The sequence below is a fragment of the Nocardia aurantiaca genome, assembly GCF_009708175.1.
Classification (GTDB): Bacteria; Actinomycetota; Actinomycetes; order Mycobacteriales; family Mycobacteriaceae; genus Nocardia; species Nocardia aurantiaca.
Genome location: NZ_WMBB01000010.1, coordinates 54,708 through 66,737, shown reverse-complemented (window position 1 = coordinate 66,737; position 12,030 = coordinate 54,708). Strand labels below are relative to the sequence as shown.

General features: G+C 66.5%; 13 protein-coding genes. 8 read left to right on the top strand and 5 right to left on the bottom strand.

Going from position 1 to position 12,030, the window contains the following annotated elements:
• Positions 1 to 12 precede the first annotated feature (12 nt).
• The 3 genes from GLP40_RS21575 to GLP40_RS21565 all read right to left on the bottom strand — a co-directional run bounded on the left by GLP40_RS21575 (position 13) and on the right by GLP40_RS21565 (position 2,392).
• A complete protein-coding gene (locus GLP40_RS21575; protein ID WP_154789802.1) occupies positions 13 to 453 on the bottom strand; it encodes a PaaI family thioesterase in 441 nt (146 codons plus the stop codon).
• 111 nt (positions 454 to 564) lie between these two features.
• Complete coding sequence (locus tag GLP40_RS21570) at positions 565 to 1,797, bottom strand: FAD-dependent monooxygenase (RefSeq protein ID WP_154789801.1); 1,233 nt, start codon at positions 1,795 to 1,797, stop codon at positions 565 to 567.
• Between the two features lie 127 nt (positions 1,798 to 1,924).
• On the bottom strand, positions 1,925 to 2,392 hold the full coding sequence (locus GLP40_RS21565) for a VOC family protein (protein WP_196054743.1): 468 nt from the start codon (positions 2,390 to 2,392) through the stop codon (positions 1,925 to 1,927).
• A 481-nt stretch (positions 2,393 to 2,873) separates the two neighbouring features.
• Between GLP40_RS21565 and GLP40_RS21560 the strand changes: the two genes are divergently transcribed.
• Entirely contained in the window at positions 2,874 to 3,896 is a 1,023-nt protein-coding gene (locus GLP40_RS21560) for an AraC family transcriptional regulator (protein WP_154789799.1), read from the top strand.
• Positions 3,897 to 3,905: 9 nt separating this feature from the next.
• On the opposite strand, the gene GLP40_RS21555 is transcribed toward GLP40_RS21560, so the two are convergent.
• Positions 3,906 to 4,604, bottom strand: coding sequence for a hypothetical protein (locus GLP40_RS21555; protein WP_154789798.1), 699 nt, complete (start codon positions 4,602 to 4,604; stop codon positions 3,906 to 3,908).
• 550 nt (positions 4,605 to 5,154) lie between these two features.
• Between GLP40_RS21555 and GLP40_RS21550 the strand changes: the two genes are divergently transcribed.
• From GLP40_RS21550 to GLP40_RS21525, 7 genes are all read left to right on the top strand, one after another.
• A complete protein-coding gene (locus tag GLP40_RS21550) occupies positions 5,155 to 6,177 on the top strand; it encodes a fused (3R)-hydroxyacyl-ACP dehydratase subunits HadA/HadB (protein WP_154790023.1) in 1,023 nt (340 codons plus the stop codon).
• 12 nt (positions 6,178 to 6,189) lie between these two features.
• Positions 6,190 to 6,348, top strand: coding sequence for an N-6 DNA methylase (locus GLP40_RS21545; RefSeq protein ID WP_154789797.1), 159 nt, complete (start codon positions 6,190 to 6,192; stop codon positions 6,346 to 6,348).
• Between the two features lie 136 nt (positions 6,349 to 6,484).
• Entirely contained in the window at positions 6,485 to 6,892 is a 408-nt protein-coding gene (locus tag GLP40_RS21540) for a hypothetical protein (RefSeq protein ID WP_154789796.1), read from the top strand.
• Positions 6,893 to 7,360: 468 nt separating this feature from the next.
• Positions 7,361 to 7,564: a hypothetical protein gene (locus GLP40_RS33325; RefSeq protein WP_196054742.1), complete on the top strand. Its 204-nt coding sequence runs from the start codon at positions 7,361 to 7,363 to the stop codon at positions 7,562 to 7,564.
• Positions 7,565 to 7,611: 47 nt separating this feature from the next.
• Positions 7,612 to 8,310 carry a DUF3558 family protein gene (locus tag GLP40_RS21535; protein WP_196054741.1) on the top strand — a complete coding sequence of 233 codons (699 nt, stop codon included), beginning with the start codon at positions 7,612 to 7,614 and terminating at the stop codon, positions 8,308 to 8,310.
• 463 nt (positions 8,311 to 8,773) lie between these two features.
• Positions 8,774 to 9,613 (top strand): phosphotransferase family protein, encoded by an 840-nt coding sequence (locus tag GLP40_RS21530; protein ID WP_328290494.1) that lies wholly within the window; start codon positions 8,774 to 8,776, stop codon positions 9,611 to 9,613.
• Between the two features lie 474 nt (positions 9,614 to 10,087).
• A complete protein-coding gene (locus GLP40_RS21525) occupies positions 10,088 to 10,531 on the top strand; it encodes a hypothetical protein (RefSeq protein ID WP_154789794.1) in 444 nt (147 codons plus the stop codon).
• Between the two features lie 229 nt (positions 10,532 to 10,760).
• On the opposite strand, the gene GLP40_RS21520 is transcribed toward GLP40_RS21525, so the two are convergent.
• Complete coding sequence (locus GLP40_RS21520) at positions 10,761 to 11,996, bottom strand: IS256 family transposase (protein ID WP_154789793.1); 1,236 nt, start codon at positions 11,994 to 11,996, stop codon at positions 10,761 to 10,763.
• Positions 11,997 to 12,030: the final 34 nt, after the last annotated feature.

Sequence of the window (12,030 nt, the reverse complement as noted above, 5' to 3'; positions counted from 1 at the left end):
GAACGAGCCCGATCAGGAGGACGGCATCGCCATGAGGGTGGCCTGCATGAGAGCCACCGGGCCCGCGGTGTTGGCGTCGGAAACGACTTCGGCGGTGCAGACGGTGAGGGTGCGGCCGGACCGCACGACCGTCGCTGTCGCGAGAAACCGCTGTCCCACAGCCGGACTCATGAGATTGACCTTGAATTCGACGGTGAGGATGTCGCGGTCGAGTGGTTGCAGCGACATGGCCGCGTAGCCGCACGCCGAATCGGCCAGAGTGGTGATCGCACCGGCGTGAACGAAACCGTTCTGCTGGCACAGATCGCGGCGGAACGGCAATTCGAGAACGACACGGCCGGGCGCCAGGCTTGCGATTCCGATTCCGAGTGTGGTGAGCAAGGTCTGGCGCCCGATACTTTCGCGCAGTCGCGCTTCCTGCGAAGGACTCAGAGTGCCGACGATGTCGTTCATTGCTGGAGCCTAATTCAGCCGCCACAGCGGGGGATATCCCGCGTGTCTGCGGCGTAGGTGCGTCACCATGTAACAGCCTGGGCGCGTCCGGATTTGGTGCGGGCCGGGCATTCAGACGCGCGCCGTGGTCTCGTACACCGGCAACTCGTAGTCCTCGGCCTTGGGCTCGAACAGCTTCCGGGTCAGCGGCAGCATCGGGCCCGAGGTCATGATCCGCATATTGAGGCGGCCGAGGGCGGTGAGGAACTTCGATTTCGGCAGCATCATCTGGATGCCGCCGCCGGGGAGTTCCTTGGCCGCGTCCAGGAACGGGGTCACCCGCGCCTCGTAGCGGGCCAGCGCGCCGGGCAGATCGTGTGGGGTGGCGGCGATTTCGCCGGTCAGGATGTACGCGCCGACCAGTGCCATGGCGGTGCCCATGCCGGTCATCGGGGAGCCACAGTAGCCGGCGTCCCCGGCCAGGGTGACGCGTCCGGCGGACAGGGCCGGCATGTCGATGCGGGCGAGCACGTCGAAGTAGAAGTCGGGTGCGTCGGCCATGTGGGCCAGTGCGGCGGGTGCGTGCCAGCCGGCGTCGGCCAGCATGTCGGTGATGAGGCGCTGCTGGGCGGTGATGTCGCGGCGCAGCGCGGGGTCCTCCGGGGTGCGCAAGGTCAGGATGGCCTTGGCGGTGCGCTGGTCCCGGTCGGGGCGGATGCCGACGGCGGCGCTGGGCACCGAGTGCATGGCGAACCAGCCCGGCTTCATTCCGTCGGGGGTGGGCATGGTGAAGAAGGAGGTGTAGCCGCCGAGGTAGGTGGAGAACTGTTCCTCCGGGCCGAAGGCGAGGCGGCGGACGGCCGAGTGCACGCCGTCGGCGCCGACGACCAGGTCGAAGCGCCCGGTGGCGCCGGAGGCGAAACCGACCGTCACGCCGGTGTCGTCCTGGTCGAGGGTCTCGACCGACTCGCCGTAGCGGTAGTCGAGTTCGCCGGGGGTCTCGGCCAGCAGGTCGAGCAGTACCTGGTTCAGGTCGCCGCGGGTGATCTCGATTTCGGCGACCGGGCCTTTGCCGTCGAAGGCCTCCATGGACAGGGCGGCGTATTCGCGGCCGTGGCGGTCCACCCAGGCCATGCCCAGCTCCTCCAGTTGGTACTCGCGGATGCCCGGCATGAGGCCCATGCGCTCGGCGACCTCCTTGCTGCCGGCGCGCAGGTCGACGGCCTGGCCGCCGGGCCTGGGCGCGGTGGCGCGCTCCACGACGGTGACCCGGGCTCCGGCCCGGAGCAGCTGCAGTGCGACGGCATTGCCGGCGATGCCGCCGCCGGAGACCAGGATGTGCAGCGAGTGGGCGGTGGTGTTCATGGTGTCGAACCTTCCGGTTTAGCTCCAACGTCTAAGACAAATGTACTAAAAGCATGGAACAGTTGTCTAGTACGTATGTCTTAGTAGCGTTTACCTGTGGTTATGGGTTCGACGAACCGTGTGGCGCTCAGCCCAGTGTCGGTGTGTCGTACACGCTGAAACCGCCCTTGCCGTCGATGTCCACGCCGAGGAATCGGGTGGCGTCGAAGGGGTTGTTGGCCAGCAGGCGGACCACCGTGTCGTCGGGATCGACGAGATCCAGCGCCGCGCCGTACTCGCCCCGGTCGAACACCTCACCGCGGGTGGCGTCCAGTTCGTCGGCGCGGGCGGCGAAGGCGTGCAGATCGTCGACCGACTCGACCTCCAGGGCGAAGACGTCGAACCCGCCGAAATCCGGTGTGCCCGCGCAGTATTCGCGCTCTCGCAGCGCGATGCCGAACCCGGACGGATGCATGAGCTGCGCGCCCCGCAGCTCGCCCTCCTCCCGGAATTCGCCTGCCAGCCGCAGATCCAGTAGGTCGCAGTACCAGGCAACGCTGCGCGCCAGATCGCTCACCGGCAGCTTGACGTGGCGAATGCGGGTCAATCCGGCCATGATGTCTCCTGATCCGGGTGCGGCGTCGAGAGCGTGGGGGCGGGAACTCCTGAAGAATGCCATTTTGCGCCCGCGGGGTATGGATTGGGCATCGGATAGGCGGAAATAGGCACCGCTCGGGCCTGGTCGGGGGCCAGGCGTGCCAGGTGAATTCGCGTTCGGGTGCGTTGTTGACGGCCGTCGCGAACCACGCCGTCGCGAAGTTGATCCAGTAGCTTCCGGTGATCGAAAAACATTGCAATAGAAGTAGATTCGCCGACGGCGTCGCCGCCGGAAGTCGAAGCTCTCCGAGCGGGCTGATCGCCGCGGTCGGGAATTCGACCGCCACCCGTGCGGTGGGAAAGACCGGCGTGGGCGGGGAACGGAGGAGCAGCCGTCCGCCACCAGCGGGACGGGGTATCAGCTACATTCCGGTGCGTTGCGATCCTCAGCGTTCGGAACGTCCCGATTGGAAGTATCCGCTCGCCGATAAGCTGCCGCGATGATCGGCAATACCATCTCGTCTCGACTGGCGGCCCTGGTTGGGGGCGCGGCGTTGCGGGCGGGTGCGTCGCAGGCGCAACTGTTCAGCGCGCTGCGGGTGGGGGCCGATCAGCTGCGCGATGATCTGGTGCGGATTCCGACGGACTCCGCCTGGCGGGCCTGGGAGTTGATCTACGCGGCGGCGGGGCCGACGGGTGGGTTGTGCGCGGCGGCCACGGCCACGCGGGGCAGTCTGACGGTGTGGGACTACCTGTTCACGAGCGGGCCGACGCTGTCCGAAAGTCTGCGCAGCGTGGTCGATTTGCGGGCCGTCATCGCCGATCCGCTCGGTGACGGGGAGGTGGTGGAGAGCGGAGGGCTGCTCAGCGTGCGGGATACCGCGGCCATCGAACCGGGGCCGATCCTCGCTCTGGTGGAGGAGTTCACGCTCGCGCTGATGCTGCAACGGGCCCGCGAGGCGACCGGTCATCCGCTGGTGCCCGTTCGGGTCGCGTTCCGGCATCGCGCTCCCCGCAACCACCGCCACCTCATCGAGGTATTCGGTACCGGCCGGATCATCTTCGACGCACCCTGTTCCGAGCTCACCTTCCTCGACGCGGGAGCCCTGCCCACCGGCGGCGACCCGCACCTGGGCGCGATCCACCGCGGCTACGCCGAGTTGCTGATCGCCAGTGCGCGACCCGCACCGGGCTCGATCGACAGGATCCGCGCCGCGCTGCGCGAGGCCATGGGCCGCGGTGCGCTCGACCTCGATTCGGTCGCGGCGACCCTCGCCCTCAGTCCGCGCACCCTGCAACGTCGGTTGGGCGACCTGGGCACCACCTGGCGCGCCGAAGTCGAGGCGGTCCGCTACGAACACGCGATGGATCTGCTGCGTGACACCGACCTGCCCATGGACGCCATCGCCGCCCGGCTCGGCTACGCCGATCCGCGCACATTGCGCCGGGCCTTTCGCCGCCGGGCGGGTCAGTCGCCCAGCGAGTTCCGCCGACGGGCCGGCTCCGGTCCGATTTCTGGATAGGGCTTTCGTTCAGTCTCGGTCGGCGGTGAGGTGGAGGTACGCGGTGTCGAGGGGCATGTCGACCGCGAACCAGGCCGCGGGCCGATCATCGTCGCGGGGGCACCAGGCGGTCGCGATGCACAGCCGGGCCACCTCCGCGGTGGCGAGGCCGGGCAGACGCCACTCGATTCCGGCCGGATCCCGGTAGCGCACACCGAATTCGGCGCTGGAGTCGTAGTCGTCGATCGGCAGCAGGTCCGCCCAGCCGGCGGGCATGAGCCGGCCGTCTGCGGCTTGCAATGCCAGCAGTTCCGAATCCGGGCCGCCGATCGACACCATGAAGTGCTCGTTCTCGACGCTCACCGCCGCGAGGCATTCGCCGGAGTCCGGGCCGCCGCGCGCATCGGCGGGCAGGTCGGTCAGTTCGGCCGAGATGGTCAGCGCGGACACCGCGGTGTGGGCGCGCACCTGCCAGATTCCCGCCCACACGGGGACCGCCGCGCCGCCGTCCCAGGCCGGCATATCGATGCTGCCGATCAGTAGGTCGAGCGTCGCGTTCCGATGCCGCCAGCGGTGCAGGTGCGAGCCGTTCCGCAAGCGCCACGCGGTATCCGGGCCGGCCGGCACCGCGTCCGACTCGAGGGCGACCGCGAACGACACGATGCCCAGGGGCGTGTCGATCACCGCTGGGCGACGGTCGACCTGTTCCAAGCGATCGGTGGGAAGCATGGGGCCATCATCCACCCCGGTTACCGGAGGCAGATCACTGGTTCGACGCGAACGGTCCGAAGGAGGAATTCCCCTCGGTCCGTTTTCAATTCAACGGGCGGGCATCGCCGCTACTCGCGGTATCAGCTGTGGATCGCCGCGCGCGTGCGCGAGCTGATCGACGCCGGTGATTCCCTCGAGGGGGCGTGTCGGATCGTGATCCTCGAGGATCGGCTCGCCGAGGCCCAGGCCCTCTGCAAAACGCCCTGGACGAGCGCGAATCACCGGACTCGGGGCGTTGACCGACATCCTCGCCCGGCGACAACCACGGCCACCGCGTGGGTGCCCGCCCGGGCGCGCTGGCGACCTGCTCGCCGAGGGCCCCGGTGTCCTTGCCGGAAGCCTCGTCGGTGAAGGCGCGTACGACCTCGACCTCGCCGAGTTGGCGGACGGTGTTCCGATCGACCGTGCTGTCGGTCTCCGACTACGATGTCCGAAGAGCCGGAACACGGGGAACGAGGAGCAAAGCTTGACCGAGGCAGCGTTCGATTCCGCCACGCATTCACAGTCGATGGTGGGGCATCGCTACCGTGTCGAGGACTATTACGAGGTTGGGCGCGAGAAGATCCGCGAGTATGCCCGTGCGGTGCAGGATTTCCATCCTGTGCACTGGAGCGAGGATGCCGCCGCCGAGTTCGGTTACGCCGGATTGGTCGCGCCTACCACGTTTGTCTCGATCCCCGCGATGATGGCCAACCGCAGGCTGTTCGAGACCGTCGTCACCGGTTACGACGTGTTCGTGCAGACCGATCAAGTCTTCGAGATGTACAAGCCGGTGATCACCGGTGATCGACTGGTCAGCGATGTCGAGCTTGCGTCGGTTCGCCGCGTCGCGGGCAGGGACCTGCTCACTGTCAAGAACACCTTCACCGACGGGACAGGTCAGGTGGCGCAGGTGATGCACACGACCGTCGTCGGTATCGCCGGTGAGGAGGTCGACGCCGGCATCGGCGATGCGATAAGGAGCATCGTCATGCACGACCTCGAAGTGCCCTCCAAGGCCACGGTTTCGGGCGCAGAGACCGTCGTGCCAGATGAGAGCGACGCACCGAGTTCCTCCGTGGACACCAGCCCGACCCTGTCCGGAGTTGTTCGAACGCGAGTCCCGCGCACCGCGGTTCGATTCGACGATATCGCTGTCGGCGACGAGCTCCCGCCTCGGATCGCGAAGCTGACGCGCGGCGACCTGGTGAACTACGCGGGCGTGGCCGGTGACCAGAATCCGATCCACTGGGACGAGGGCGTCGCGGCCCTCGCGCAGCTGCCCAACGTCATCGCGCACGGCATGCTCACCATGGGGCTCGGAGCGGGGTTCATCACCGGATGGCTGGGTGACCCGGGAGCGGTGACCAGGTACGCGGTTCGGCTCTCGAATTACACGGTCGTCGATGCCCGATCCGTCAGCAGCGTCGAGTTCACCGGACGCGTCAAATCACTCGATCCTCAGACGAGAACGGCTGTTGTCGTCATTGTCGCGAAGTCGAACGGACGCAAGATCTTCGGCCTCGCCACCGCCGAGGTCCGCCTCGCCTGAGCACTGGCCCGCGTGAGTTCTCCTTCGGGAGACTGTGAGGTCGCGGCAGTCCTCATGCCGGCGCAGGCTGCGGTCTCGGCCGACCGCCAGGAGAGGGATATCCGCCGGGCCATGGTGGAGGCGGGCGCGATCCAGGCCGTTATCGCCCTGCCCACCAAGATGTTTCCGTGACGATCCACAACGCCGCTGGCAAGCGCGCGCTCACCCGGCTATGCGGCGCCTCTATGCTCCGGATTCCCTTTCGGGGGCGGGTGCAAAAGCGAAGAATGGACATGACCAAACCAGCTACGACGATTAGGAGACCGTCATGTCTCATACTCAGGAGCTGTTCGCGAGCTTGAAGGTCGAGAGCAATCTCGACCGTGCGGAGTTGGCCGCTGGTGTGGACATCTTGTTGGAATGCGAAGAGGCGGTCACCGCGTGCGCGGCGGGCATGCTGTCCGAACCGAACGCGGCTCCGTTGATCTCCGCGGTGGTCGCGGACCTGGACTGCGCAGACGTCGTGGCGACCACCCGCAGGCTGCTGACCCGGCACGCCGGGCCCGACACCAGCCTGCTCAGCGCCGCGCTCGAGACCTGCTTGCTGGCGTGCGAGCGCAGCTCCCGGCTCTGCGGCGAACATGCCGACCACCATGAACACTGCCGGATGTGCGCCCAGGCCACCACACGCTGCGCCGAGATGAGTAGAGCGCTGCTGCGCACGATCCATCACTGACGTCCGTGCGGCCTCGGATGCCATAGCTCGACGTGCCGGCGGTCGCGAAAATCCAGCGCTGGACACCGGAGGAGGGCTGCATAGCCTGGTCGAGGCCGAGTTGGGCGGTGACGGAACGACCGTCGCCGCTCTCACCGTCACCGACCAGGCTATGGGTTGGCATGACACGACGAGCTAGAGGAATGGCGACTACGGCCTGACGGCCTGCGGCGATCTACAACCGGCCGCCGGCGGGGACTCCGTCGCGGCCGCGGACAGGTGGTGTCGGGACGGACATCCAGCAGCCTCCTCGGCGGTGGAACGCGTTGTTCGACAGTCACCGAATCCGGTGCGGGGACGGCGTTCCGAACATGAAGGTTCCGAAACGCGTGGCGCGCAAAGTGTTCCCCATGGAAATGGGGGCTTTCGGTCGTTCACTTCCATGTGGAACTATCAGCGACCATCCGCCAATGCGAAAGAGGACGCCGCATGAAGAAGCTCGTCGTTGCCGCCGCTCTGATCGCGGGACTTGCCGCGCCCGTCGGATCGGCGGCCGCGCAACCCGTCACCGCACCTGTCGCTGCGACTCAGGTCGACGCTCCGGTGGGCTCCTCGTCGGCGGACGTCTTCTGCGCCGTCATCAAATTCTTGAAGGGGGGCTGGGCGGGCCGTCCCACCGACTGCTCGTTCTGACACACACGGTCCGCCGCTCGGCACCTCGACAGCGAAGGAATCCCGATATGAGGTCCGGAGTCATCGGCCGTCGCTTCGCGACCATGGCGTGCGGGGTGATGACGCTGCTCGCCGGGTGTGACGGCGCATCCGAGGATGCCTCACCGACTTCGGGCGGGACCACCTCGGCGACGGGTGCTCTCACCGAGCGCACGACGGTCCCCGCCGATCGTGGAGGGGCCGCACCGGCTCCGACCACGGGCACGCCCGCGATCACGGCGTCCGGCAGTTCGGCCGCCACCGGCTCCGATGGCCCGCCCGCCACAGTGTCGCAGAGTCCGGCCCCCGCCAAAGACGCCTTCTGGGATCCCTGCTCATTGCCGGAATCCGACATCACCGCAGCGGGATTGAACCCAGCGAGCAAGTCTCGGATCTCCGACTCCACATACCCCACTTGGCAGATGTGCAAGTGGCTGTCCGCCGATCAGACCTTCGAGTTGGTGATCGCCTCCTCGGACCGCACGATCGACGATCTGCTCGAGCCCGGCACGTACCAGGATCTCAGGCGGACCGAATACTACGGTCGGCAGATCGTCCAATACCGGTCGGTGGCGGACACGAACAAAATCGCCTGCGATTTCGGCACACCAGCGACATTCGGCAGCATCGTTTTCGCGTATCGAACTGCCGGTGGCAAACCCAACGGGACCGATACCTGCGCCAAGGGCAACGAGGTCGGAGCCCGCTTGTTCAGATCGCTGCCCTGATCGGGACGTCGGCGGGCGCGCACGGCACAGATGCTGAATACCTCTGTGCCGCACGGTGTGCTGGATGCGGAAGACCGCTTCGAGAAGGCAGGGCGAGGCTGCCGAGATCGCCGCTGCGTGGCCTGGCGTATCGAGAAGTGGCCACTTCAAACTGCGCTCAAATCAATAGCCGCCGATATCCACCATTGATTCACGCGAACATCGGCAGGTTAGGATGTCCTGGGCCGCAGTCGGTCTCGCTGCCGGCCGCGCCCGCTTTGGCCGATTCGGATCGTGCGGTATGCGACAGAATAGTGCGTTCAGCCTGGCAGGTTCTCCGGTGGGCTCGGCTACCAGCTGCTCGTCCTGTCGTGGTCGCCCAAGACCGTTGTCGCAGTACCGGACCAGCACTCGGGGTAACGGCACCTTCGTCCGCCTTCGCGTGGAGGGTGCCGCGAACCGATCCGCCGTAGAGGGGAAGCGCGTGGATGACCTGCTGGAGATCGCCGCGGCTCTCCTGCCTGGTGTCCGCCTCGATCGGGCCGTCCTCGCGGCCGACGGCAACATCCATGACGTGCTGCTGATCCCCGATGTCGCCGCCGTCCGGGTCAGCAAGGGACCGTTGGCTGCTGCCGCGATGCCACAGCGGGTGGAAGTGTTGCGCCGGTTGGCCCGCGCGGGCCTGCCGTTTCGGGTTCCGGAGCCGTTGACCTCCGTCGCCATGTTCGGCGACCGAACCGCTGTTGCTGTCTCGTGGATCGACGGCGCAGCTCTGCCTGAAGGTGTCGGCTCCGTCGCCCAGATCGCCGAGGTGCTGTCGGCTGTCCGCTCCGTGCCTCTCGACAGTGATCTGTTGGCCGTGCTCGACAGCCGAACTCAGGGCCGTCACTGGTCGGAGATCATCACCGCGGACATCGTTCCCCGCCTACCGGTCCGGTGGCAGCCCGAGGTCCTGCGTCGGCTCGACGCCGCCCTGGCCTTGGAACCGGTCCCCGATGCCTTGGTGCACGGCGACCTCTGTGGCCCCAACGTCCACTGGTCGACCGACGGTAGGTTGCTCGGCATCCTCGACTGGGACCTGGCCATGCCCGGCGACCCTGCCCTCGACGCGGCGATGATGGCCTGGCACGGGTGGGACACCGTCCGCCGTGCCGTCCCCCCCGAAGTGTTTCACCGCGCCCGCATCTGGGACGACCTTCTCGGTGTCGGTCATCTCGTCGCGTGTATGAACGGCCGCCCCATGACCAACCCCGACAGCTTCGTCCAGGCCGTCGCGCCGGGGCTGGAATCAGAAGCGAACCGCCACCCCGAACCCTTCGCGTAGCCGCGCCGTACCTCGGTGCGGCTAGCGCCCCGCCTGACCATCCTCGAATACCGGACAGTTGAATACGGCCCTTTGCTGTCATCTGACGCCGTTACTGCCACTGCTGACTCGTTGATCACACGAAAGCTCGTTGATCGCACGAAAATCGGCAGAAGCGGACGTTCCGCCGGCCTCGGATCGGCACGGCCAGTTGATCTTCCGATGCCCCGCGCTGGTCGGTTCGGTCAGCGCGGTATGCGGCAGAACAGTGTATTTACGGCGCCGGGATCAGATAGCCAGTACTGGAGCTGCCCACCTTTGGCGCTATCCCGGAGGCAGTGATCGAGTTAACCCCTGCGCGGCATACCGAGTAGCCGCGGGAGCATCCGCCACCGCGAGCGAGGTACTTGATGGTCGCGATCTGGAGCTGTTGTTTGCCGTGCAGTCGGGTAACTGCGGTATGGGGGCTACCCCGTGAGATGAAAGACTTCCGCGGTGGATGTGCAGCGAGTGCGATCTCGTGCTGAGCGGATGAGTAGATACCGCCGTGTTCTGGAAACCCGGGACCCCGAAACCACACCAGGTCGGTTGCGCCAACTCGCTGTCGATTCGGTCCGGCCAGTGCGGTTGTGGGCTGCGCGCAATCCGAACACCCCACCTGATGCCCTCGCTCTGCTCGTGGTTGATCAGGACGGATACGTACGGTGGAATGCGATTGTCAACCCCGGTGTGTCGACCGAAGCGCTGCGTCGTGCCGCGGAGTTCGAGGCCGAAAAGTTTGGGGATGAGTACTTTTCGATCCGCGAGCGGGCGGTCCATCACCCGAATGCCAGCGATGAATTACGTGCTGAGTTGATCGAGGCCGGAACCTGCCGTCGACCTGAACGATGTCCGAAGCCGTGGTTCTACCGCAGCCGTTTCGAAAATGCTCCTACCTGAGCAGGGCATGACAAGGCGGCGACTTCTCCGGAGTGTCAAAGGCACGGTCTTCGGCAGTAGCGGACGTTCCGCCGGCCTCAGATCGGCACGCTCAGTTCATCTTCCGATGGCCCGGGACTTGACCTTTGAGGAGTATGTCGACTGGCTTCGCGCCAGCGTACCGTTGGCGTTCGGTCAAGTCCCGGGGCGTGGTGTAACTGGGGTGGTCACCGCATGATCCGAAATGGGGTCAGGCGGTCAGTTCTGCTGGTGCCGGGTCCTCCTGTTCGTCGGTGGGTGTGAGTCCGCGTGAGCGGGTCAGGACGTCGAGGCCGAGGTAGCGTCGGCCTTCGATCCATTCGTCGTGTTGCTCGGCGAGCACGGCCCCGACCAGGCGGATGATCGAGCTGCGGTCGGGGAAGATGCCGACGACGTCGGTGCGGCGGCAGATCTCCTTGTTCAGTCGTTCTTGTGGGTTGTTCGACCAGATTTGGCGCCAGATCTGTTTGGGGAACGCGGTGAACGCGAGCAGGTCCGCGCGGGCGGTGTCGAGGTGGTCGGCGACCTTCGGCAGTTTCTCGGCGAGCGCGTCGAGCATCCGATCATATTGGGCGGCAACCGATTCGGTGTCGGCTTGATCGAACACTGAATGCAGCAATGTCCGGACCCAGGGCCAGGAGGATTTCGGGCAGACAGACATCAAGTTCACCGTGTAATGGGTGCGGCAGCGCTGCCAGGACGCGCCGGGCAGGGTCGCGCCGATCGCGGCCACCAAACCCGCGTGGGCGTCGGAAGTGACCAGTGCGACCCCGCTCAGGCCGCGGGCGACCAGGTCGCGGAAGAACGCGAGCCATCCGGCTCGGTCCTCGCCGGAACTGACTTGCAGGCCGAGGATTTCGCGGTAGCCGTCGGCGTTGACGCCGGTAGCGATCAAGGCGTGGACGTTGACCACGCGTCCGTTCTCGCGGACCTTCAACACCAGGGCGTCAGCGGCGACGAACGTGTAGGGGCCTTGGTCGAGTGGACGGGTTCGGAACGCTTCGACCTGGGCGTCGAGCTCGCGGGCCATCATCGACACTTGGGACTTGGACAGTGTTGTGATGCCCAATGATTCGACCAGTTTCTCCATCCGGCGGGTCGAGACCCCGAGCAGATAACAGGTCGCCACGACGCTGGTGAGAGCGCGTTCGGCGCGTTTGCGGCGTTCGAGCAACCAGTCGGGAAAATAGCTGCCCGACCGCAGTTTGGGGATGGCGAGGTCGATGGTGCCGACGCGGGTGTCGAAGTCGCGGTGGCGGTAGCCGTTGCGGTGGTTGACCCGCTCGTCGCTGCGTTCGCCGTAGCCGGCGCCGCGGGCGGCGTCGGCTACGGCGCTCATCAGGGTCTGGATGAACGTCGAAAGCATCGTGCGGAGCAGGTCCGGGCTGGCAGCGGCCAGTTGGTCGGACAGCAGCTGGCCTGGATCGATAGGCTGGATAGCGGTCATCGCGTGAAATCTCCTACGAGAGACTGTGGAAGGT

Bases quoted from the DNA above. Each gene is read 5' to 3' on its own strand.
- GLP40_RS21575 (WP_154789802.1), bottom strand. From the start codon at position 453: ATGAACGACATCGTCGGCACTCTGAGTCCTTCGCAGGAAGCGCGACTG.
- GLP40_RS21570 (WP_154789801.1), bottom strand. From the start codon at position 1,797: ATGAACACCACCGCCCACTCGCTGCACATCCTGGTCTCCGGCGGCGGC.
- GLP40_RS21565 (WP_196054743.1), bottom strand. From the start codon at position 2,392: ATGGCCGGATTGACCCGCATTCGCCACGTCAAGCTGCCGGTGAGCGAT.
- GLP40_RS21560 (WP_154789799.1), top strand. From the start codon at position 2,874: ATGATCGGCAATACCATCTCGTCTCGACTGGCGGCCCTGGTTGGGGGC.
- GLP40_RS21555 (WP_154789798.1), bottom strand. From the start codon at position 4,604: ATGCTTCCCACCGATCGCTTGGAACAGGTCGACCGTCGCCCAGCGGTG.
- GLP40_RS21550 (WP_154790023.1), top strand. From the start codon at position 5,155: ATGGTGGGGCATCGCTACCGTGTCGAGGACTATTACGAGGTTGGGCGC.
- GLP40_RS21540 (WP_154789796.1), top strand. From the start codon at position 6,485: ATGTCTCATACTCAGGAGCTGTTCGCGAGCTTGAAGGTCGAGAGCAAT.
- GLP40_RS33325 (WP_196054742.1), top strand. From the start codon at position 7,361: ATGAAGAAGCTCGTCGTTGCCGCCGCTCTGATCGCGGGACTTGCCGCG.
- GLP40_RS21535 (WP_196054741.1), top strand. From the start codon at position 7,612: ATGAGGTCCGGAGTCATCGGCCGTCGCTTCGCGACCATGGCGTGCGGG.
- GLP40_RS21520 (WP_154789793.1), bottom strand. From the start codon at position 11,996: ATGACCGCTATCCAGCCTATCGATCCAGGCCAGCTGCTGTCCGACCAA.